This window comes from Kluyvera sp., assembly GCF_965301105.1.
Genome location: NZ_CBDKZX010000006.1, coordinates 57,232 through 78,110, shown reverse-complemented (window position 1 = coordinate 78,110; position 20,879 = coordinate 57,232). Strand labels below are relative to the sequence as shown.

Genomic DNA, 20,879 nt, shown 5'->3' with positions numbered 1-20,879 from the left:
CTCCAGGCCGGTGCGCGGGTGGCTTAACGCCATCCCCCCGGCCTTGTTTTATCCTTCTGCTGAGGCATAACGTATGGCATGCGGCGAATTTTCCCTGATTGCCCGTTATTTTGACCGAGTACGAAACGCCCGTCTCGATGTCGACACCGGAATCGGCGACGACTGCGCGTTACTCAATATTCCCGAAAAACAGACGCTGGCTATCAGCACCGACACGCTGGTGGCGGGCAACCATTTTCTCCCTGATATCGACCCGGCCGATCTGGCCTATAAAGCGCTGGCGGTGAACGTGAGCGATCTCGCGGCAATGGGCGCGGATCCGGCGTGGCTGACGCTGGCGCTGACCCTGCCCGCGGTTGATGAAGAGTGGCTGCAGGCGTTCAGCGACAGCCTGTTTGACCAGTTAAGCTACTACGATATGCAGCTGATTGGCGGCGACACCACCAAAGGGCCGCTGTCAATGACGCTGGGTATTCACGGTTACGTACCCGTTGGCAGGGCGCTGAAGCGCTCGGGCGCGAAGCCGGGCGACTGGATCTATGTCACCGGCACGCCGGGGGATAGCGCCGCCGGGCTGGCGCTGATCCTCAACCAACTGGTGATTGATAACCTTGAAGACGCGGCGTATCTGCGTCAGCGTCACCTGCGCCCAACGCCGCGCGTGCTGCAAGGGCAGGCGCTGCGCGATCTGGCCAGTTCAGCAATCGATCTTTCCGACGGGCTGATTTCCGATTTGGGGCATATCCTTAAGGCAAGCGGCGGTCTCGGCGCGCGGATCGACTTGGATGCCATGCCGTATTCTGAAGCGCTGAAGCGCCATGTCTCCACAGAGCAAGCCTGCCGCTGGGCGCTTTCCGGCGGTGAAGATTATGAACTCTGCTTTACCGTGCCGGAGCTGAATCGCGGCGCGCTGGAAGTGGCGCTGGGCCAACTGGGGACACCGTTTACCTGCATTGGGCAGATTAGCGCCGATGTTGAAGGCATGCATTTCACACAAGATGGGAAGGCGGTGACGCTGGACTGGAAGGGGTACGATCACTTTGGCTAAGAATGATATCGCAAAAAGCCGCCTGAACTTGCGCAACCCGTGGCACCTGCTGGCAACGGGCTTTGGCAGCGGCTTAAGCCCGATCGTGCCGGGAACGATGGGCTCGATTGCCGCCATTCCGTTCTGGTATCTGCTGACGTTTTTGCCGCTGCAAATTTATTCGCTGGTGGTGATGTTCGGTATCTGTATTGGGGTCTATATTTGCCGCCGCACGGCGCGGGATATGGGCACCCACGATCACGGCAGTATCGTGTGGGATGAGTTTATCGGGATGTGGATTACCCTGATGGCGATCCCGGCGATGACCTGGCAATGGGTGCTGGCGGGGTTCGTAGTATTCCGTATTTTTGATATGTGGAAACCCTGGCCGATCCGCTGGTTTGACCGTAACGTCCACGGCGGGATGGGGATTATGATCGACGACATCGTCGCTGGGGTCATTTCGGCCGCGATATTGTATGTGGTGGGACATCACGTCCTGTGAGGGCATGACCCTCACCCCGGCCCTCTCCCTGGAAGGGAGAGGGTGAAAACCGAGTCAGTGCGGCTGGGTATAGTCAAAAACCAGCACCGTACAGTCCCCTCGCCCCTTTGGGAAGAGGGTTAGGGTGAGGGGAATCCTTGCACCTTACTTAAACCCGACCACCGGATGCGGCTGATACGGCGCTTCCATCGACGCAATCTGTTCTGGCGTCAGCGTAATATCTACCGCGTTCAACAATTCATCCAACTGATCCTCGCGCGATGCGCCGATAATCGGCGCCGCTACGCCCGGTTTGCTCAACAGCCACGCCAGCGCCGTTTGCGCCCGGCTAGCCTCGACCTCTTCGGCCACGCGTTCCAGTTCACCGGCAATCTGCTCATCGTTCTCTTCGGTAGTGCTATAAAGGCTTTTACCAAACTCATCGGACACCAGCCGTGCGGTGGTTTCACCCCACGGTCGCGTCAGGCGTCCGCGCGCCAGCGGGCTCCATGGGATCACCGCCACGCCTTCCTGCGCGCACAGCGGCAGCATATCGCGCTCTTCTTCCCGGTAAATCAGGTTGTAGTGATCCTGCATGGTGACAAATGGCGCCCAGCCGTTGGCCTTCTGTAGCGCCAGCGCGTGGGCGAACTGACGGGCATGCATGGAAGACGCGCCAATAAAGCGCGCTTTACCGGATTTCACCACCTCGTCCAGCGCTGAAAGCGTCTCTTCAATTGGGGTGCGGTAGTCCCAGCGGTGGATTTGCAGCAGGTCGACGTACTCCATGCCGAGGCGGCGGAGACTGTCGTCTATCGAGCGGAGAATTTGCGCGCGGGAGAGACCTTCTTCAAGATCGCCAACCTGATGGTAGACCTTGGTGGCGACCACCACGTCCTCGCGGCGGGCGAAGTCGCGCAGCGCGCGGCCAACAATCTCTTCGCTGCTGCCGTCAGAGTAGCTGTTGGCGGTGTCGAAAAAGTTAATACCGCCTTCCAGCGCGCGCTGAATAATCGGGCGGCTGCTGTCTTCCGGTAGCGTCCAGGCGTGTTTACCCCGATCCGGCTCGCCAAACGTCATACAGCCCAGACAAAGACGAGAGACCCGAAGGCCGGTGTGTCCTAACGTATCGTATTGCATGATTCAGCTCCTGCTAGCGGGTAAGAGGTTTACCTTTAAGCATAGCAGGAGCCGTGGGGAGGATTATGCTAGCCAGGCCGCGATCTTCGCTTCGATGCCCGCCGCGTCGAGGCCAAGCTCGGCGTGCATCTCTTCCTGAGTACCTTGAGGAATAAAGAAATCAGGCAGGCCGATATTGAGCACCGGCACCGGTTTGCGATGCGCCATCAGCACTTCGTTCACGCCGCTGCCCGCGCCGCCCATAATGGCGTTTTCTTCCAGCGTCACCAGCGATTCGTGGCGCGCGGCCATTTCCAGAATCAGGCTTTCATCCAGCGGCTTCACAAAGCGCATGTCGACAAGGGTGGCGTTCAGCTTCGCGGCGACCACTTCAGCCTGCGCGAGCAGGGTACCGAAGTTGAGGATCGCCAGCTTTTCGCCCTCACGCTTCACCAGCCCTTTACCCAGCGGCAGTTTCTCCAGCGGTTTTAGCTCCGCGCCGGTACCGCAACCGCGCGGATAGCGCACCGCGCTTGGGCCGTCGCCGTAGTGATAGCCGGTATACAGCATCTGGCGGCACTCGTTTTCATCGCTCGGCGTCATGATAACCATGTCCGGGATGCAACGCAGATAGGAGAGATCGAACGCCCCCTGGTGCGTCTGCCCGTCGGCGCCAACGATGCCTGCACGGTCGATCGCAAACAGGACCGGCAGCTTCTGAATCGCCACGTCGTGAATCACCTGATCGTAGGCGCGCTGCAGGAAAGTGGAGTAGATCGCTACGACAGGTTTGTTGCCGCCAATCGCCAGCCCGGCGGCGAAGGTGACCGCATGCTGCTCGGCGATCGCCACGTCAAAGTATTGATCCGGATACTTTTTCGAAAACTCGACCATACCGGAGCCTTCGCGCATCGCGGGGGTAACCGCCATCAGCTTGCTGTCTTTGGCTGCGGTTTCACACAGCCAGTCGCCGAAGATTTTGGAGTATGACGGCCGGCCGCCGCTGCTTTTTGGCAGCTTACCGCTGGTGTGGTCAAATTTCGGCACCGCGTGGAAGGTAATCGGGTCCTTCTCTGCGGGCTCATAGCCGCGACCTTTCTTGGTCATAATATGCAGGAACTGCGGGCCTTTCAGGTCGCGCATGTTTTTCAGCGTATTGACCAGCCCCAGCACGTCGTGGCCGTCCACCGGCCCGATATAGTTAAAGCCCAGCTCTTCAAACAGCGTGCCCGGCACCACCATGCCTTTGATATGTTCTTCGGTACGCTTGAGCAGCTCTTTAATCGGCGGCACGCCGGAGAAGACTTTTTTGCCGCCTTCGCGCAGCGAGGAGTAGAGTTTTCCGGAGAGCAACTGCGCCAGATGGTTGTTCAGCGCGCCGACGTTCTCGGAAATCGACATTTCGTTGTCGTTCAGCACCACCAGCATATCCGGCTTGATATCACCTGCGTGGTTCATCGCTTCAAACGCCATCCCGGCGGTAATGGCGCCATCGCCAATCACGCAGACGGTACGACGCTGTTTGTTCTCTCTGCCTGCCGCGACCGCGATGCCAATACCGGCGGAAATGGAGGTGGAAGAGTGGCCGACGCTCAGCACGTCGTATTCGCTCTCACCGCGCCATGGGAACGGATGCAGGCCGCCTTTCTGGCGGATGGTGCCAATCTTGTCGCGACGGCCGGTCAGAATTTTGTGCGGGTAGGCCTGATGGCCGACGTCCCAGATAAGCTGGTCGAACGGCGTGTTATAGACGTAGTGCAGCGCCACGGTGAGCTCCACCGTGCCAAGCCCGGAGGCGAAGTGTCCGCTGGAACGGCTCACGCTGTCGAGCAGGTAACGACGTAGCTCGTCACACAGCTTCGGCAGGCTCTCTTTTGGCAGCAGGCGCAACTCCTGAGTGGAATCGACCAGCGCCAGGGTCGGGTATTTGGCAATATCAAAACTCATCTGAGACTCATTTATTGTTTATTTGTCGCGCAGGATGATGTAGTTCGCTAGCGCTTCCAGTGCTGTGGTATCCAGTGATTGTGCGGCCAGTTGCTCTAGCGACTGGCGAGCCTCAGCGATGAGGTCACTGGCTTTGGTCCGGGCTTGCTCAAGGCCCAGTAGTGCCGGATAGGTGCTCTTGCCGAGCTGCTGGTCGGCACCCTGGCGCTTTCCGAGGGTCGCAGTATCCCCCACCACATCCAGAATGTCATCCTGAACCTGGAATGCCAGACCGATGCTTTCGGCGTATTTGTCCAGCAGCGGCAGCGCCTGACGCCCCTGTTCACCCGCGCTGAGCGCCCCCAGGCGCACGGCAGCACGAATCAACGCGCCGGTTTTGTGGCGATGAATGCGTTCCAGCATTTCCAGATTAACCTGTTGCCCTTCGGCTTCCAGATCCAGCGCCTGACCACCGCACATGCCCGCCACGCCGCTAGCGGTTGCCAGCTCGGAGAGCATCGCCAGGCGATCGCGGTCGGAGACCTTATCCATCGGCGCATCACTGAGTATAGAAAACGCCAGCGTTTGCAGCGCGTCACCGGCCAGAATTGCGCTCGCCTCGCCAAATTTAATATGGCAGGTCGGCTGGCCGCGACGCAGGTCGTCGTCGTCCATCGCCGGCAAGTCGTCGTGCATCAGCGAATAGGCGTGAATGCACTCCACCGCCGCCGCGGGCGCATCCAGCGTGGCGACGCTGACGCCGAACATCTGCCCGGTGGCATACACCAGGAATGGGCGCAGGCGTTTACCGCCTAAGAGTGCGCCATATTGCATCGCCTCGACCAGTGGAGTGTTCTGAAACGGCAGCGGCGCGATAAAACGGCGCAGCGCGTCGTTCGCCTGAGTGACGCAGGCATCCAGCTGTTGCGAAAAATCCATTTATTCAGCGTCCGGCGTGAAAGGTGTTAAGGGAGAATCTTCATTATCGGCCAACAGAATCTGCATGCGTTGTTCCGCCTGCTGCAGTTTGCTCTGCCCCTGACGTGCCAGCTGCACGCCGCGTTCGAATTCGTTCAGCGCCTCTTCCAGCGGCAGAGAACCGCTTTCCAGACGATTAACTATTTGCTCCAGCTCGGTTAACGCGGTTTCGAAACTGGCCGGGGCTGCATTTTTCTTTGGCATAGTGAATGTTTGGCTCTTGTTATGTCGCGACTGCGTCTATGGTAACGGAGTCTGAGTGTGAAGCAAATAACACGCAATGGTCAGCGGGATGATGATATACTCCGCCTCCTGGACGTAGCGACCGCTGGTACGCTGCGATACATCTTTTTGCTCAAAGCCCGTCGGGCTTGCCAACGAACCATTGCCGCCATGAAGTTTATCATTAAATTGTTCCCGGAAATCACCATCAAAAGCCAATCTGTGCGTTTGCGCTTTATTAAAATTTTAACCGGGAACATTCGTAACGTTCTTAAACACTACGATGAAACGCTCGCCGTCGTTCGTCACTGGGATCACATCGAAGTTCGCGCAAAAGATGAGAACCAGCGTCTGGTTATCCGCGACGCGCTGACGCGTATTCCGGGGATTCACCATATCCTCGAAGTGGAAGACGTGCCGTTCACCTCCCTGCACGATATTTTCGAGCAGACGCTGCCACTGTGGCGCGAAGCGCTGGAAAACAAAACCTTCTGCGTGCGCGTAAAACGCCGCGGTAAGCACGAATTCACCTCCATTGAGGTGGAGCGTTACGTGGGCGGTGGTCTGAACCAGCATATTGAAACGGCGCGCGTGAAGCTGACCGACCCGGACGTGACCGTCAATCTCGAAATTGAGAACGATCGTTTGCTGCTGGTAAAAGGGCGTTATGAAGGTATTGGCGGTTTCCCGATTGGCACCCAGGAAGACGTGCTGTCGCTGATCTCCGGTGGTTTCGATTCCGGCGTTTCCAGCTATATGCTGATGCGTCGCGGCTGCCGCGTACACTACTGCTTCTTTAACCTTGGCGGCGCGGCGCATGAAATCGGCGTTCGTCAGGTCGCGCACTACCTGTGGAACCGCTTCGGCAGTTCGCATCGCGTGCGTTTTGTGGCGATCAACTTCGAACCGGTAGTGGGCGAAATTCTCGAGAAAGTCGACGACGGCCAGATGGGCGTGGTGCTCAAGCGTATGATGGTGCGTGCGGCGTCGAAAGTGGCTGAACGCTACGGCGTGCAGGCGCTGGTGACCGGCGAAGCGCTCGGCCAGGTGTCCAGCCAGACGCTGACCAACCTGCGTCTGATCGACAACGTGTCCGACACCCTGATTCTGCGTCCGCTGATTTCGCACGATAAAGAGCACATCATCAATCTGGCGCGTGAAATCGGTACCGAAGATTTTGCCCGTACCATGCCGGAATACTGCGGTGTGATCTCAAAAAGCCCGACCATCAAAGCGGTGAAGGCGAAAATCGAAGCGGAAGAAGAGAACTTCGACTTTGCGATCCTCGACAAAGTGGTGGCGGAAGCGAACAACGTCGATATCCGCGAAATCGCCCAGCAGACCCAGCAAGAGGTGGTGGAAGTGGAAACCGTCAGCGGCTTTAGCGCCAACGACGTGATTCTTGATATCCGCTCCGTTGATGAGCAGGATGACAAACCGCTGAAAGTAGAGGGCGTAGAAGTGGCTTCGCTGCCGTTCTATAAACTCAGCACCCAGTTTGGCGACCTTGATCGCAGCAAAACCTATCTGCTGTGGTGCGAGCGCGGCGTGATGAGCCGCCTGCAGGCGCTGTATCTGCGCGAGCAGGGCTTTGAAAACGTGAAGGTTTATCGTCCGTAACGAAAAGAAAAACCCGGCCTGGCCGGGTTTTTTATATCAGCCTGACAAATGCGCTACTTGAGCGTATTGGCGAATGCTTCCAGCTGGGTAATCACGATATTCCAGCCTTCGTAAAACCCCATCTGTTCATGCTGTTCGCGCGTAGCATCATCCGGATGCAGAACCCGCGCGGTATAGCGGCAGCCGCTGCCTTCATCGGCAAAGGTGACGATGACTGTCATGGCAAACGGCGTTGTGGCCGGACGCCAGTCGGCGGTCAGCATCGTCGTCATCACCAACCTTTCTTGCGGAACGATTTCCAGAAAACAGCCTGGATTATCGCTGCTTTCACCATCAGGCCCGCGCATTAGCGTATGAAATTTGCCGCCGGGGCGCAGGTCAAAGGCGAGCACCTCGGTGGTCCAGGGCTTGGGGCACCACCATTGGCTGAGCAGCTCCGGGTGAGTCCAGGCGCGCCAGAGTAAGGCTCTGGGCGCGTTCAGAAGACGAGAAATGGATAAGTCGCGGGTATCGGTCGCGTGTTCAGACATACTACGAACCCTCACGGTTGGGGCGAAAGGACGGCCCGCCGGGCAGACCGCTGATTAAGCTTCGTAGTAATTATAGATGCCCGCAGCCATTACCAACTGCGACGCCACTTCATACGCCTTTTCGCGCCCGACCAGCAGGTCAATAATCTTCAGGCCAAAATCTATTGATGTTCCTGGTCCCTGGCTGGTGAGGAGATTGACGCGCGGATCCCACGCGACGCGTTTATCCATCCACTGCTCTGGCGGGATTTGATCTTTCAGCGCCGGGAAGCCGGTCATATTGCCGATGGGGAAAATATCATGCGGCACGAGGACGGTCGCCGCTGCCGCACAGATAGCGGCAACAATACGCCCGGAGAGATGAAACTGCCTCACCGTTTCGACCAGCAGCGGGCTGTCGCGAAAGCACTCCGCGCCCTTAATGCCGCCAGGCAGGATAATGATATCGAAATCGCCGTCCGCCACTTCCACCAGCGGGGCGTCGGCCAGCAGCTTCACGCCGCGCGAGCAGGTAATCGTCAGGTTGCCGTCGCTGGCGACGCTGGCGGTGGTGACCTGAATACCGCCACGCACTAATAAATCGATAGTGGTGACGGCTTCCATTTCTTCACTACCAGGAGCGAGGCAAATCAGTGCCGACGCGCTCATATTCACTCTCCTTACGTTTGACCAGTTCATACAGGCGGGTATTTTCCGGCACGGGGATGCCGTGCGCACGCGCGCGCTTGAGCAGAAAACCGGTAATGTAGTCGATTTCCGTATGGCGCAGCGCGCGAATGTCCTGCAGCATCGATGAGATATTTTCTGCTGTCAGGTCAATCACCTGGTTCACATAAAATAACAGACTTTCTGGAGAGGTATGAAATCCTTCCCGCGTCATGGTCTGCGCAACCTCTTCACAGATAAGGGCAATTTGCTCCTGATGGCCGCGCAGATCGCCGTTCGGGCAGTTCATCAGCGCGGTAAGCGGATTAATCACGCAGTTGACCGCCAGTTTTCGCCACATGGCGGAGTGAATATTATCGTGCCAGGCCACGTCCGGCAGGACGTTTTGCAGGGTTTCCGCCAGCTGGCTGTAGTCGGCGTCGTAGCGTTTAGCCGGGCCGATATGGGTGGTACCGTTGGCCACGTGAATGATCACGTTCCCGTCGCGCCGTGCGGCCTGCGTGGTGGCACCAAGCAGAATCGGCTGCTTGAGGTCGTTCAGCTCCAGCAATGTTCCCATACCGTTATGAATCAACAAAATAGGCGTAGTTTGCGGGAGACGTGACGCCAGGGCTCTGACCGCATCGGAGACTTGCCAGGCCTTGAGTGTGACCAGCAATAAATCGCTTTGCGCCAGAAAATCAGGATCGTTGGCCGTCAACGATTGGTTAAACTCACTGCCGTCCAGCTCTATCAGATTGACGCTACAGTAGGGCTGAGGTACACGTAGCCATCCTTGTACTTCAAATCCTTTTTTGTAGAGCGCCGTCATCCATAGCTGACCCAGCGCGCCACATCCCAATACTGTTATTTTCAAACATCCTCCTTACCACACCAGATGCTGCTGGTATGTCATACTTCACGCTGATGACCCGAATGAGTGTGAGTATAGCGCTATCCACTGAGCTTCCGGGGATAACAAGTTGAGTTATGCCGCGTTGCAGGTATTATGCAACGCAAAAGAAACTAAGGGAGGGGAAAAGATGCCATCTTTCGATATTGTCTCTGAAGTTGATCTTCAGGAAGCGCGCAACGGTGTGGATAACGCGGCCCGTGAGGTTGAATCGCGTTTCGATTTTCGCGGTGTAGAAGCGAAAATTGAGCTGAATGAAGCCAATAAAACCATTAAGGTGCTGAGCGAGTCTGATTTCCAGGTGAACCAGCTGCTGGATATTCTGCGCGCCAAGCTGCTGAAGCGCGGCATTGAAGGCGCATCTCTCGATGTGCCGGAAGAGTTTGTCCACAGCGGTAAGACCTGGTTTGTCGAAGCTAAGCTGAAGCAGGGCATCGAAAGCGCGGTGCAGAAGAAAATCGTCAAGCTGATTAAAGACAGTAAGCTGAAGGTGCAGGCGCAAATTCAGGGCGAAGAGATTCGTGTGACCGGGAAATCTCGCGATGATTTACAGTCGGTAATGGCGCTGGTGCGTGGTGGCGATCTCGGCCAGCCGTTCCAGTTTAAAAACTTCCGCGACTAACGGCGAAAGTACGGCCCACACCACCGTGTGGGCCGATGCCGCTTAATGGGCGGCAATCACCTGTTCGACTTCAAAGCGGTTAGTGACTTTGCTGTCGATTTTCACGTAGGCCGAGTGCTCATCAGCCACCACCAGCACCTCTTTCACCCCGTCCGTCGCCAGCAGGCGTTCACGTAGCGCATCGTCCGCGGCAACGTCTTTTGGGATCTCGACACGCAGGCTGCTGACGTACTGTGGTTCCTGCATGGTCATGGAGACCAGCAGCCAGACCGTCGCCAGCAGCGCGCCGGCGAGGAACACCGTTTGTGAATCAAACAGGCCGTCAATCCAGCCGCCGAGCGAACCGCCGATGGCGACGCCCAGGAACTGACTGGTGGAATAAATCCCCATTGCCGTGCCTTTATAGCCCGCTGGCGCCTCTTTGCTGATAAGCGACGGCAGCAGCGCTTCCATCAGGTTAAAGGCGAGGAAGAAAATCTGCACGCCCGCCACCAGTTCCCAGAAATAGTTTCCGGACCCCCAGAGCACGATTTCAGCAATCAGCAGCAGGGCAATGCACAGCACGAACACGCGCTTCATGCGGCGCTTCACTTCCGCGTAGATGATAAACGGCACCACCGCGATGAACGACACCACCATAGTCACCAGATAGATTTTCCAGTGCTCAGCGGCCGGAAAACCCGCCGACTCTAACTGCCCCGGCAGAGCGACGAAGGTGGACATCAGCAGGATGTGTAGACACATGATGCCGAAGTTGAGCTTCAGCAGCCTGGGCTCCATCAGCACCTGGCTGAAGCAACCTTTGACCATGCCGGACTCGCGGTTGAGCACGTGATTTTTACTGTCCGGCACCACCCACAGCGTGAGCAGAATCCCCAGCGTTGCCAGCCCGGCAATCATCCAGAACAGCGCGTGCAAACCGAGTTTATGCGTGATAATCGGCCCCAGCACCATTGCAATGGCGAAGGTTACGCCGAAGCTGACGCCGATAAACGCCATCGCTTTGGTGCGGTTTTGTTCGCGGGTGAGGTCGGAAAGCAGCGCCATCACCGCAGCGGCAATCGCCCCGGAGCCTTGTAAGGCACGGCCAAGAATAATCCCCCAGATGGAGTCGGACATCGCGGCAATCACGCTGCCCAGAACAAAAATCGCCAGTCCACCGACGATCAGCGGTTTGCGGCCAACGCGGTCCGAAATCAGCCCGAAGGGAATCTGAAACACCGCCTGTGCCAGACCATAAATGCCAATCGCCAGGCCAATCAACGCCTCGCTGGCGCCCTGCAATGCCATGCCGTATGTGGTCAGAACCGGAAGGACCATAAACATACCGAGCATACGCAAAGAAAATACGGTCCCTAAACCCCAGGTGGCGCGTAACTCACCCGGCGTCATTTTGTAATCGTTCATTCCCACCTCTATATAAAAGCTGGGAGTAGTGTAGTGCGGGGAGAGAGAAGGGTAAACAGAGGGTTAATTAACAAATATTACATTATTGAATCATTTGTGCGGAATAGCAGCATAAGTGATAACCCGGCGGCCTGAAACCGCCGGGTCAGTCTCCGATCAGGCCGCCTGCTGGCGGATCGCGTCGATCACTTCCAGCGAGCGTAACGCATCTGCCGCATCAATGATTGGCGTTGCCTCACCACGAATCACCTGCAGGAAATGACGCAGCTGCAAAATAAACGGGTCGATGGGCTCGACGGCCAGCGTCTCCTGCAACAGCGGAGCGTGCCAACCGCTCTGCTCGCCGTAGCGCCACCAGCGCATCTGCGGAATCGCCAGCGCCCCCTTGCTGCCGGAAATCAGATAGCAGTTTTCCGCGGTATGCGCGTAGACTGCGTTCTCTGCCGAGTTCATCTCCCAGCTCCACGGGCTGACGCCACAGTCGCTCAGCACCGCGCTGCCCAGCGCGCCGCAGGCGAAGCGCAGGTTGACCACCGCGCTGTCTTCGTTGGCGAAGCCGCGCCCGGCGTTGCTGGTCATCGCCTGCACATCGTCAATCTCCCCCAGCAGATAACGCAACAGATCGATATCGTGCACCAGATTCACCAGCAGCGGTCCGGCTCCCGGTTCCCGTCGCCAGGCGACATCGAAGTAGTCGTCCGGTTTTTGCAGGATCCAGTGCGCCGAAACGGCAACAATCTGCCCCAGTTCGCCGCTATCGATAAGCGACTTTGCCGCCGCCGTCAGCGCATTGTGCCGACGGTGATGGCCGACCAGCACCGGGACGCCGTGCCTCGTCGCCGCATCCACCAGTTCTCGCGCGCGCTCCGGAGACTCGGCGACCGGTTTCTCAACCAGCACCGGGATCCCCCGCTCCACGCAGGCAATGGCGCACGGCACGTGCAGAGTGTTCGGCGTTGCGTTAATCACGCCCTGCGGTCTGGCCTGATCCAACATATCGTTGATGTCGGCATACCACGCTACGCCGAGTGATTTTGCCAGCGCCTGCGCTTGTGGCGACGGATCGGCCAGGGCGACCAGCTCGGCCTGCGGCGTTTGATTGATCACCTCAATATGTTTACGTCCGATGGCGCCAGCGCCAATCACGGCAAGACGAATACGATTCATGATGGGCTCCGCAGCGTGGTAGGGAGAGATGAGCGAGCGTCGACTGGGCCTGCTGCCCAGTACCCTTTCGCGGCCAGACCGAGTACGGTCAATGCCGCCGGAATGCCGAGGATCAGGAACACCGATTTAAAATCGAGCCCCAGCGCCAGCATTTCTGCACCCGCGAAGGCGCTAAGAATGGCGCCGATGCGGCCAACGCCGTGCATCCAACTGGATCCGGTGGCGCGGGCCTGCGTGGGATAGAAGCGAGCGGAAAGGGCGTTCATCCCGGTATTCGCGCCGTTCAGACACGCGCCGCTAACGAAGGCCAGCAGGCACAGCAGCGGGAAATTCACCCCCGCGTAGCCAATCGCCATGGTGAATAATCCGCCCACGGCGAAAATGACGCCCAGCGCCCGATGCGGATCAATTCGATCCATCAGCCAGCCGGCAAACAGCGAACCAACGGTGCCGCCTGCCTGATAAATGGCGGTCATGATTGCGGCCTGACTGACGGTCAGGCCAATCTCTTTTACCAGTGTTGGCAACCAACTGCCGAGGATATAGACCAGGAACAGCCCCATGAAATAGACCAACCACAGCATCAGCGAACCGAACAGGTACTCGCGCGACAGCACAATGCGCATGGCGCTGCTTTTGATTGGCTGCTGCGGCAAAATAAATTGCACGTTTTCACTTACCTGGCCGGGGTAGAAACGCTGAAGGATGGCGTGGATCCGCGCGGCAGGCGCCTGCTTGATCACCAGAAAACGCGCGGACTCCGGCAGTTTCCAGATAAGAATGGGGGCAAACAGCAGCGGCAGTATGCCGCCCAGCGCCATCAGTGAGTGCCAGCCGAACTGCGGGATAAGCCATGATGCGGCAAACCCACCAATGGCGGCACCGAAGGTGAAACCGCAGAAAATGACGGTGATGATAAACGAGCGTTTGCGCTCAGGCGCGTATTCCGACACCAGCGTGCTCATGTTTGGCATTGCCGCGCCCAGTCCCAGACCGGTCATAAAGCGGAAAAAGATCATCTGCTCAATGTTCTGGGAAAACGCCGTCGCCACGGTCCAGAAACCGAAGAAAAAGACGCTGTTGATGATGATTTTCTTGCGCCCCAGCCAATCTGCGAGCGGGCCGGAGAAAAGCGCGCCCAGCGCAAGGCCAATCAGCGCGGTACTGATGACAAAGCCGAGCTCGTGGTTGCTGACGCCCCACTCTTGTTTAAGCGTGGGGGCGATAAAACCCATGATGGCGATATCGAAACCGTCCAGCGCGATGACGCAAAAACCAAGGAAAATAACCAGCTTCTGGTAGCGGCTGAGCGGGTTGGAATTGATTAACTCTCTGACATCCAGGCGTTGTGTCTGTGACATAGCGTACTCCTGTTTACAGGAAGGATTGTGCCGCGTTAAACAGCAGCGCTGCGCGTTGTTGTGCTGGTAAAGCTCCCTGAGCCCCGTCCAGCGGGACTTCCAGCGAAACCGGCAGCGTGGGCGGTAATGCCGCCAGCAGGCCGCGCAAATCCAGTTCGCCTTCGCCTGGTACCCGGCGTGCGCAGCGGGCCTGGTAAATCAGTTCCCCGGTGTCTGTGGGTATTCGCGCCGGGGCATCGCACAGCTGCATGTAGTTCAGCTGCTGTGGCGCCAGCGCACGCAACGCATCCAGTGACTCACCCGCGCGCCAGAAGTGGATGGCATCGACGAGGATGCCAACGTTGTGCTGCCCGCTGGCGGCAATTAACTTCTGCGCGGAGGCGAGCGTGGGAAGATGGGTCCACGGCATCGGCTCCAGATTCATGGTCAGGCCATAGTCTTCTCCGGCCTGCGCCAGCCGGGCAAGGTTGTCCGCGCAGCGGTGCAGGTTATCGTCATTGCCGGCCACCAGCACCTGCTGGGCCTCCAGCCGGGCGGCGGTTTCGAGGAACGGACGTAGCGCATCGAGGTTGAAGTCCGGCGTCAGGCGCACAATCTCCACGTCGGAAACGCGTATCCCGGTATCGCGTAGCGCGGCCAGGGTTTCGCGTACCGTCGGCGTATCGCCGAGCATGTCGTAGTCAGGGTCATCAGGCGTTGCGGGCAACAGACGAATGCCCACGTGGCTGTAGCCGGTGAGCGCGGCGATACGCACGTGTTCCGGTGGTGAAACGTCCAGCACGGTGAGTGCTGCTAGCGAGAGGGAACGCATATTCATACAGACTCCAGTACAGTTGCAGGTAAGATTTTTTGTTATGTTTGGCGCCTTTCCCTGGCTAAATGCGTAATTTTTTTAAGATGTTATGTTTGCGGCCAGGTTTTTTCCCACCAGATAACCAAAGGTCATGGCAGGGCCAAGCGTGATGCCGCCGCTGGGGTAGAACCCCTGCATCACGCTCGACATATCGTTACCCACGGCAAATAATCCGGGGATCGGCTGTTGTTCTCCGTCCAGCACGCGCGCCTGTTCATCGGTTTTCAGTCCGCTGAAGGAACCCAGCGAGCCAGGAAGAATTCGCACCGCGTAATACGGCGCCTGTTCCAGCGTACCCAGCGTCGGGCTAGGCTGGTGGCGGGCGTCGCCCTGCGCGAGGTTGTAGGCCGATGCGCCGCGTTGGAAGTCGTCATCGCGAGCCTGACGGGCGAAGCCGTTGAAGTGAGCGACGGTATCGCTGAGCGCTGAACCGTCGATGCCGCATTTTTGTGCCAGCTCCGCCAGCGTGTTGCCGCTTTGCAGGTAGCCGGTACGCAGCCAGGCTTTTACCGGGAACGGTGTCGGACGCGCGTGGCCAAGGCCGTAGCGGTGCAGCGCGCGGCTGTCGGCGATCAGCCAGGCCGTCGGTTTTTCTCCCTCCGGCGTCGCCTTGAGCAACGCGGCGATAAAGTCATGATACGAGTCGGCTTCATTGACGAAGCGTTTGCCGTTATCGCGCACCGCGATAAACCCCGGCTTGGCACGTTCAACAAGATGCGGAAACGCCAGCTGTATTCCACTGGCCAGTGACACGCGGGAGACCGGTGCCCACGCCATCGGGTGCTTAAGCGAATCGTCAAACTGTCCGCCCACGGTTTCACCAAGGCGAATGCCATCGCCCTGATTGCCCGGCGGCGCGGCGGAAAAGTGACCATAGCCCTGCGCCGCGTGCGGCACCTGTTCGGCCAAGCGCTGTTTGTCATGTGGAAAGCCGCCGCAGGCCAGCACTACCGCGCGAGCGTTAACCTGAATCTCGCCGTCATCGCTACAGAGAATGGCGCCAGTGACACCGCTGGCGTCCTGTAATAACCGCGTCACCGGCGCATTGAGTTGAAAATGGACGTTGGCGTCGAGCGCCGAACGTAGCAGGCGCGCCACCAGCGCGTTGCCGTTCACCAGATGACGACCACGCCCGTAACGCAGTCGCTGCCAGCCGTGACGGGCAAGGCGTCGAGCGGCATACAGCGCGGAACGCGGTGAACGCGTCGCGTTAAAAAAGTGCGCCATATCCGTCCCTCCCGCGATGCCCATCCCGGCGAGGCTGATGGTCTCCAGCGGCGGCCGCAGGCGGTGCAGCCAGTCGCCCAGCCCGCGAGCGTCATAGGGTTGGGCGGTCACCGAACGACCGCCGTTGGCGGAGCCGCGGCTATTGTGAAAGTCCGGCATTTTGCTGCCGGAGAGGAACTGCACGGCGGTACGGCGACGGAAAAATTCCACCATCTCCGGCCCATAACGCAAAAAAGTCCGCAGACGCGCATCGGCTGGACGCCCCTCCATCTCGGCCTGTAGATAGGCCAGCGGCGCCGCGTCATCCTCGATAATGCCTTCTTCTCGGGCAAGCGGATTTTGCGGGATCCACAGCCAGCCGCCGGACCAGGCGCTGGTGCCGCCAATCGTCGACTCTTTTTCGGCGACCAGCACCCGGGCGCCGTGCAGCGCCGCGGTTACGGCGGCAGACAGCCCCGCCGCGCCGGAGCCGATAACCAGCATATCCACCTCAACGAGCCTGCTCATGCGCGACTCCTTATTGCAGCGGAGAGAAATCGGTCGGGCGCATCAGCACCGACTCCAGACGTTCAACCGCTGCCAGCTCGCGATTTTTACGTGAAAAGGTCAGCCAGCGCTCGTCCTGCGCCATGCGCGCGCGGCGCACCAGACGGTCGTCCAGGCTTTCGTAAGCCCAGATATGAACGACCTGATTCACCACGCCGATCTCGGTGAAGAAGAAGCCAATCAGCTTGCCGAGATGCTCGGTCTGCACCGCGTAGGCGTCGCTTTTGTACAGCGCCAGCCAGTCAGCCATCTTCAGTGGATTGATGGTGTAAGTACGTTTTTCGTAGATCATGATGTTTCTCCTGAAGTGTATGGTGAGGTCTGAGTCATATGCAGGGCGGCCAGATAGCCAAACGTGAGCGCCGGGCCAAGGGTAATGCCAGGGCCGGGATAGGTGCCTGCCATCATCGAATCCATATCGTTGCCGACGGCATAGAGCCCATCGATAGGCTGACCCTGCTGGTTAATCACCTGCGCGTCGGCGGTGGTGACCAGCCCGCGCGAGGTGCCTAAATCGCCGGTAAAGAGTTTGATGGCATAAAACGGCGCGCTTAATAGCGGCGCGTTGCAAGGGTTTGGGCTGTGCGCCGCATCGCCCATGGCGCGGTTATAGCTGTTTCCACCCTTGTGAAATTGCGGATCGCTGCCGTTGGCGGCGTCGCGGTTATAGCGGGCGACGGTGTGTTCAAGCTGCTGCGGGTCAAGGCCTAACTGCTGCGCCAGTTCGCCCAGACTCTGCGCCTGATGCAGATAACCGGCGCTCACCAGCGCGTCGTTGTTGACCGGTGCCGGGCGCGCCAGCCCCAGTCCATAGCGCTTCATCGCCTGGGCATCGCATAGCAGATAGCAGGGGGCATTCTCCGGCTGCTGCTGCATGGCGCTGGCGAAATGATGGTAGGAGTTGGATTCGTTGACGAAGCGCACACCGCGCTGGTTGACGGCAATCACGCCCGGCTTGGCGCGGTCGGTGACCAGATGCGGGAAACGCTCCTCGCTGCCGTCCGGACGGCGCAGTACGGAAACCGGCGCCCAGAAAAAGTTCGACGGCAGGTCGGCACCCTGGCGGGCATCTACGCCCAGCCCCAGCTGAAACGCTGCCCCGTCGTTTGTGGCAGGCGACATGGTGTAGTGCTGCTGGGTGGCGGGACGGAACTGCGGCGCTATACGTCCGGCGGCGAAACCACCGGCAGCCAGCACGACGCCGCGGCGAGCGTGCAGGGCCAGTGATTTACCGTCGCGCGCAATTTCCACGCCGGTCACGCGGCCGTTCTGTTCAATTAACGATTTCACCGTGACGTTCAGTTCCAGCGTCAACCCTTTGCGCAGCGCCAGCACGGCCATACGGGCAATCAGCGCGTTACCCATCGCCAGACGGGTACCACGATGATGACGCAGACGATCGCGACCATAGCGCAACAACAGTTTTGTGCAGTGGCGGAACGAGCGCCACGAGCGGCGCATATCGAGGAAATGCTGAATATCGACGCGATTAACCATCATGCCGCCGAACAGCAGCATTCCCGGCGGCGGTGAGCGTAAGGCGGTGAAATGCTCGCCCAACTCGCGACCATCATATTCCACCACTTCCAGCGCGCGGCCTACGTCGACCGCGCCGGGCTCATCCGGGTAGTAGTCCGGCGACAGCGGGCGCAGGCTATATTTCACCGCGCCTTCCTGCTCGAGAAAAGCCAGCGCTTCGCGACCTGCGTTCACGAAGGCATCAACCATCTCAGGACGATAATTGGCCTCACCGATGATGGTGCGCAGGTAGGTTTTCATCTCGTCAGGCGCTCCGCTTTTTCCTGCCGCACGGGCCTGATCGGTGTCGTTAATCCACACCGCGCCGCCAGAAATCGCCGAAGTGCCGCCAAAGTGCGGCGCTTTTTCCAGCATTACCACGGAGAGCCCTTTGCAGCAGGCGGTGACGGCGGCGGCAAACCCCGCCGCGCCGCTGCCGATGACGATCACATCCCAGCTTTTCATGCGGCGGCCTCATGCGATGAAGGCATAGCTCCGATGAACTGCCCCATGAGTTCCATCTGCGCCAGCGCCATTTCCGGGCCGGTTTGCGTGCGACATCCGCGCTCGCTGGCGAAGGCCAGTAGCGGGGTGATGACGGGGGCCGTTACGACGTCGGCGACGTGGGTGGCGGCGGTTAATGTTTCAAGCAACGTCGGATCTAACGGCAGCGGATCGAAGCCCGCCATGCCGGCCGGGGAACCATTGACCAGCAGATCGATCTCCGCCAGTGATTCGGGCAGGGCGGTGAGATGGACGGTTGGGAAGTGGGTGGCGAGGCGATTTTCCAGGCGCTGGCGGCTGGCCTCATCGCGATCGTAGAGAGCCAGGCTTTGAATGCCCGCTTCACATAGCCCCCAGGCGATGGCGCTACCGACGCCGCCACAGCCGGAAAGCAGGGCGCGCTTGCCCGCAGGCTGGAATCCATGCGCCTGTGCGGCGCGCTGGAAGCCGACACCATCCAGCATGTCGCCTTCTAAACGCCCGTCCGCCAACTTACGCACCACGTTAACCGCATTCAGATGGCGGGCGCGGGGCGTCAGGGTATCCAGCAATCCAGCGACGCGCTGTTTATGGGGCACGGTAACCAGAATGCCGCTCATGTTGCGCCAGCCGCGCAGAGCGTTCAGATAGTCAGCAACCGCTTCCGGCGCGATATCGACAGGGATCATGACCTTGTCCAGATGCTGACTGGCAAAGTAGTGGTTAAAGTTTTCCGGTGATTTCACCTGGGTAATGGGATGTCCGATTACGGCGACGACCTGAGTAAATCCGCTGACCATAGCTCACCTCGCTTGTTAACAAACTGTTGCTTGAGTATTTCAACGGAAGCGGTGAGCGACAACGCAGAATTCGGACAGGTTGGTTGTTAATCGCACCGACAGTGCGATAATCGCAGTAATTGACTCCCCATGTTGCAAAAGTGTGAACAACTATGCAAAACGAGATTCATCAACGCGACCTGATCGTCGGGTTGCAAAAGGGGCTGGCGCTAATCCAGCTCTTCTCAAAGGCAAACCCGCGCTTAACGGTGCCGCAAGCGGCGAAAATGAGCGGGCTGACGCAAAGCGCCGCCCGCCGTTTTTTTCTGACGCTGGTACATGATGGTTATCTGGCGACCGACGGACGTTATTACTGGTTAACGGCGAAAAACCTCCGTCTGGGCCAGGCTTACGTCGATTCTGCCCAGTTCCCGCGCATGGTGCGGCCGATCGTTGAGTATGTCGCCAGCCGCACCGAGGAACATGCGTCCGTTGGGGTCATTGATGACAACGAGCTGGTCTATATCGCCCGCAGCAAACATACGCCATTTAACTCGACCTCTGTGCGCCTGGGGGAGCGGGTGCCGGTGCATTGCACGGCGGGGGGCCGTCTGTGGCTGGCATCGTTGCCGGAAGCGGAATGCGAGGCGGTACTCCAGCGGATTACCCGCGAGCAGCGTACGCCTTATACGGTGACGGACGTCGCGCAATTAATGGAGCGCATCGCGCAGGTTCGTCGTCAGGGGTACGCCACCATCGAGCAGGAGTTTGAAATTGGCATGTTAGTGATTGCCGTGCCGCTGGCCGACAGGGAAGGGCTGTACTGGGGGGCGTTGAGTCTGACCAGCCATCAGTCGCGTACGTCGCTGGAGGCGCTATGCCGGGACCATCTTGATTTGCTGTATAGCGCACAGGCGATGCTGGTGAGTTAGTGAAAGAATTGGGTGCGTTGAGAATATTCGGCCACATCAAGAGTGGCGGGGATTGCTCCCCGCCGATGCTCTTACTTAACGGATTGACAGGCTGTGAAGAGAGCGACCTCCGTTTGCTCAGTCCGAATTCGGATCTCGCAGAGATCCTTCCTTGTGACCAACACCGCCATAATGACGGTAATACAGATGACGATCAGGGCGATAATCCTCGCCTTGTGCTCCTTCATAACCGGCTTCTCCTTGACCCGAAGGTCGGTAAGAGGCTATCGTTATGATGTGACTTCATAGTGAAGGCCTCAGATTGTTGTGTTAAGCGTCTTGCAGGACGCTTAGCGATCTGGGGCTTTTCTCTATCTGCCTTTCGCCAATGCTCAAGACAAATAGCCTCAAGCACCCGCCGCGATTCTATACCTCTTCCCCTCGATTGAGCTGCCCAAATACTGGCCTTGCCGCTATTTAGGAAAACATCAATATCAGGCATTTTTCTTCAGGTAATAAAAAACCCCGCCGAAGCGAGGTT

21 protein-coding genes are annotated in these 20,879 nt (G+C 58.7%); 5 read left to right on the top strand and 16 right to left on the bottom strand.

Features of this window, described 5'->3' with window-relative positions; translation table 11 throughout:
• The first annotated feature begins 73 nt into the window (after positions 1-73).
• Complete coding sequence (gene thiL / locus ACW14G_RS04250; RefSeq protein ID WP_249022226.1) at positions 74-1,048, top strand: thiamine-phosphate kinase; 975 nt, start codon at positions 74-76, stop codon at positions 1,046-1,048.
• Positions 1,041-1,532: a phosphatidylglycerophosphatase A gene (pgpA, locus tag ACW14G_RS04245; protein ID WP_223804031.1), complete on the top strand. Its 492-nt coding sequence runs from the start codon at positions 1,041-1,043 to the stop codon at positions 1,530-1,532. The genes thiL and pgpA overlap by 8 nt, the downstream gene beginning before the upstream one ends.
• Positions 1,533-1,676: 144 nt before the next feature.
• Here pgpA and ACW14G_RS04240 read toward each other — a convergent pair whose 3' ends face one another.
• The 4 genes from ACW14G_RS04240 to xseB all read right to left on the bottom strand — a co-directional run bounded on the left by ACW14G_RS04240 (position 1,677) and on the right by xseB (position 5,738).
• Entirely contained in the window at positions 1,677-2,651 is a 975-nt protein-coding gene (locus tag ACW14G_RS04240; protein WP_167576508.1) for an aldo/keto reductase, read from the bottom strand.
• A 63-nt stretch (positions 2,652-2,714) separates the two neighbouring features.
• Positions 2,715-4,577 carry a 1-deoxy-D-xylulose-5-phosphate synthase gene (gene dxs, locus ACW14G_RS04235; protein ID WP_249022225.1) on the bottom strand — a complete coding sequence of 621 codons (1,863 nt, stop codon included), beginning with the start codon at positions 4,575-4,577 and terminating at the stop codon, positions 2,715-2,717.
• 18 nt (positions 4,578-4,595) lie between these two features.
• Positions 4,596-5,495, bottom strand: a complete 900-nt coding sequence (ispA, locus tag ACW14G_RS04230) for a (2E,6E)-farnesyl diphosphate synthase (RefSeq protein ID WP_163445912.1) — start codon at positions 5,493-5,495, stop codon at positions 4,596-4,598.
• Complete coding sequence (gene xseB, locus ACW14G_RS04225; RefSeq protein WP_455648489.1) at positions 5,496-5,738, bottom strand: exodeoxyribonuclease VII small subunit; 243 nt, start codon at positions 5,736-5,738, stop codon at positions 5,496-5,498.
• Positions 5,739-5,927: 189 nt separating this feature from the next.
• Between xseB and thiI the strand changes: the two genes are divergently transcribed.
• The gene (gene thiI, locus ACW14G_RS04220; protein WP_064547879.1) at positions 5,928-7,376 is read left to right on the top strand and encodes a tRNA uracil 4-sulfurtransferase ThiI; all 1,449 of its coding nucleotides are present in this window, start codon (positions 5,928-5,930) and stop codon (positions 7,374-7,376) included.
• 53 nt (positions 7,377-7,429) lie between these two features.
• On the opposite strand, the gene ACW14G_RS04215 is transcribed toward thiI, so the two are convergent.
• From ACW14G_RS04215 to panE, 3 genes are read right to left on the bottom strand one after another with little or no spacing between them, the layout of a single operon-like run.
• Positions 7,430-7,906 (bottom strand): SRPBCC family protein, encoded by a 477-nt coding sequence (locus ACW14G_RS04215; RefSeq protein ID WP_249022224.1) that lies wholly within the window; start codon positions 7,904-7,906, stop codon positions 7,430-7,432.
• 54 nt (positions 7,907-7,960) lie between these two features.
• Positions 7,961-8,554 carry a protein deglycase YajL gene (gene yajL / locus ACW14G_RS04210; protein ID WP_249022223.1) on the bottom strand — a complete coding sequence of 198 codons (594 nt, stop codon included), beginning with the start codon at positions 8,552-8,554 and terminating at the stop codon, positions 7,961-7,963.
• On the bottom strand, positions 8,517-9,428 hold the full coding sequence (gene panE / locus ACW14G_RS04205; RefSeq protein ID WP_163445916.1) for a 2-dehydropantoate 2-reductase: 912 nt from the start codon (positions 9,426-9,428) through the stop codon (positions 8,517-8,519). The genes yajL and panE overlap by 38 nt, the downstream gene beginning before the upstream one ends.
• A 166-nt stretch (positions 9,429-9,594) precedes the next feature.
• On the opposite strand from panE, the gene ACW14G_RS04200 reads away from it, so the two are divergent.
• The gene (locus ACW14G_RS04200) at positions 9,595-10,086 is read left to right on the top strand and encodes a YajQ family cyclic di-GMP-binding protein (RefSeq protein WP_064547885.1); all 492 of its coding nucleotides are present in this window, start codon (positions 9,595-9,597) and stop codon (positions 10,084-10,086) included.
• A 42-nt stretch (positions 10,087-10,128) separates the two neighbouring features.
• Here the strand turns inward: ACW14G_RS04200 and ACW14G_RS04195 are convergent, their stop codons facing one another.
• The 8 genes from ACW14G_RS04195 to ACW14G_RS04160 form a co-directional block, all read right to left on the bottom strand.
• Complete coding sequence (locus ACW14G_RS04195) at positions 10,129-11,493, bottom strand: MFS transporter (RefSeq protein WP_249022222.1); 1,365 nt, start codon at positions 11,491-11,493, stop codon at positions 10,129-10,131.
• Between the two features lie 156 nt (positions 11,494-11,649).
• The gene (locus ACW14G_RS04190; protein WP_191091010.1) at positions 11,650-12,660 is read right to left on the bottom strand and encodes a Gfo/Idh/MocA family protein; all 1,011 of its coding nucleotides are present in this window, start codon (positions 12,658-12,660) and stop codon (positions 11,650-11,652) included.
• Positions 12,657-14,021 carry an MFS transporter gene (locus ACW14G_RS04185; protein WP_167576501.1) on the bottom strand — a complete coding sequence of 455 codons (1,365 nt, stop codon included), beginning with the start codon at positions 14,019-14,021 and terminating at the stop codon, positions 12,657-12,659. Before ACW14G_RS04185 ends, ACW14G_RS04190 begins: the two co-directional genes overlap by 4 nt.
• A gap of 13 nt (positions 14,022-14,034) precedes the next feature.
• Complete coding sequence (locus tag ACW14G_RS04180; RefSeq protein WP_249022221.1) at positions 14,035-14,838, bottom strand: sugar phosphate isomerase/epimerase family protein; 804 nt, start codon at positions 14,836-14,838, stop codon at positions 14,035-14,037.
• A gap of 75 nt (positions 14,839-14,913) precedes the next feature.
• Positions 14,914-16,608, bottom strand: coding sequence for an FAD-dependent oxidoreductase (locus ACW14G_RS04175; protein WP_249022220.1), 1,695 nt, complete (start codon positions 16,606-16,608; stop codon positions 14,914-14,916).
• Between the two features lie 10 nt (positions 16,609-16,618).
• Positions 16,619-16,939, bottom strand: a complete 321-nt coding sequence (locus tag ACW14G_RS04170; protein WP_064547897.1) for an NIPSNAP family protein — start codon at positions 16,937-16,939, stop codon at positions 16,619-16,621.
• A complete protein-coding gene (locus ACW14G_RS04165) occupies positions 16,936-18,630 on the bottom strand; it encodes an FAD-dependent oxidoreductase (RefSeq protein WP_249022219.1) in 1,695 nt (564 codons plus the stop codon). The genes ACW14G_RS04170 and ACW14G_RS04165 overlap by 4 nt, the downstream gene beginning before the upstream one ends.
• Positions 18,627-19,448: a shikimate dehydrogenase family protein gene (locus ACW14G_RS04160; protein WP_249022218.1), complete on the bottom strand. Its 822-nt coding sequence runs from the start codon at positions 19,446-19,448 to the stop codon at positions 18,627-18,629. Before ACW14G_RS04160 ends, ACW14G_RS04165 begins: the two co-directional genes overlap by 4 nt.
• Before the next feature lie 152 nt (positions 19,449-19,600).
• On the opposite strand from ACW14G_RS04160, the gene ACW14G_RS04155 reads away from it, so the two are divergent.
• The gene (locus ACW14G_RS04155) at positions 19,601-20,359 is read left to right on the top strand and encodes an IclR family transcriptional regulator domain-containing protein (protein WP_163445924.1); all 759 of its coding nucleotides are present in this window, start codon (positions 19,601-19,603) and stop codon (positions 20,357-20,359) included.
• A 71-nt stretch (positions 20,360-20,430) separates the two neighbouring features.
• Here the strand turns inward: ACW14G_RS04155 and ACW14G_RS04150 are convergent, their stop codons facing one another.
• Entirely contained in the window at positions 20,431-20,586 is a 156-nt protein-coding gene (locus ACW14G_RS04150) for a Hok/Gef family protein (RefSeq protein WP_419058279.1), read from the bottom strand.
• Between the last annotated feature and the right edge of the window lie 293 nt (positions 20,587-20,879).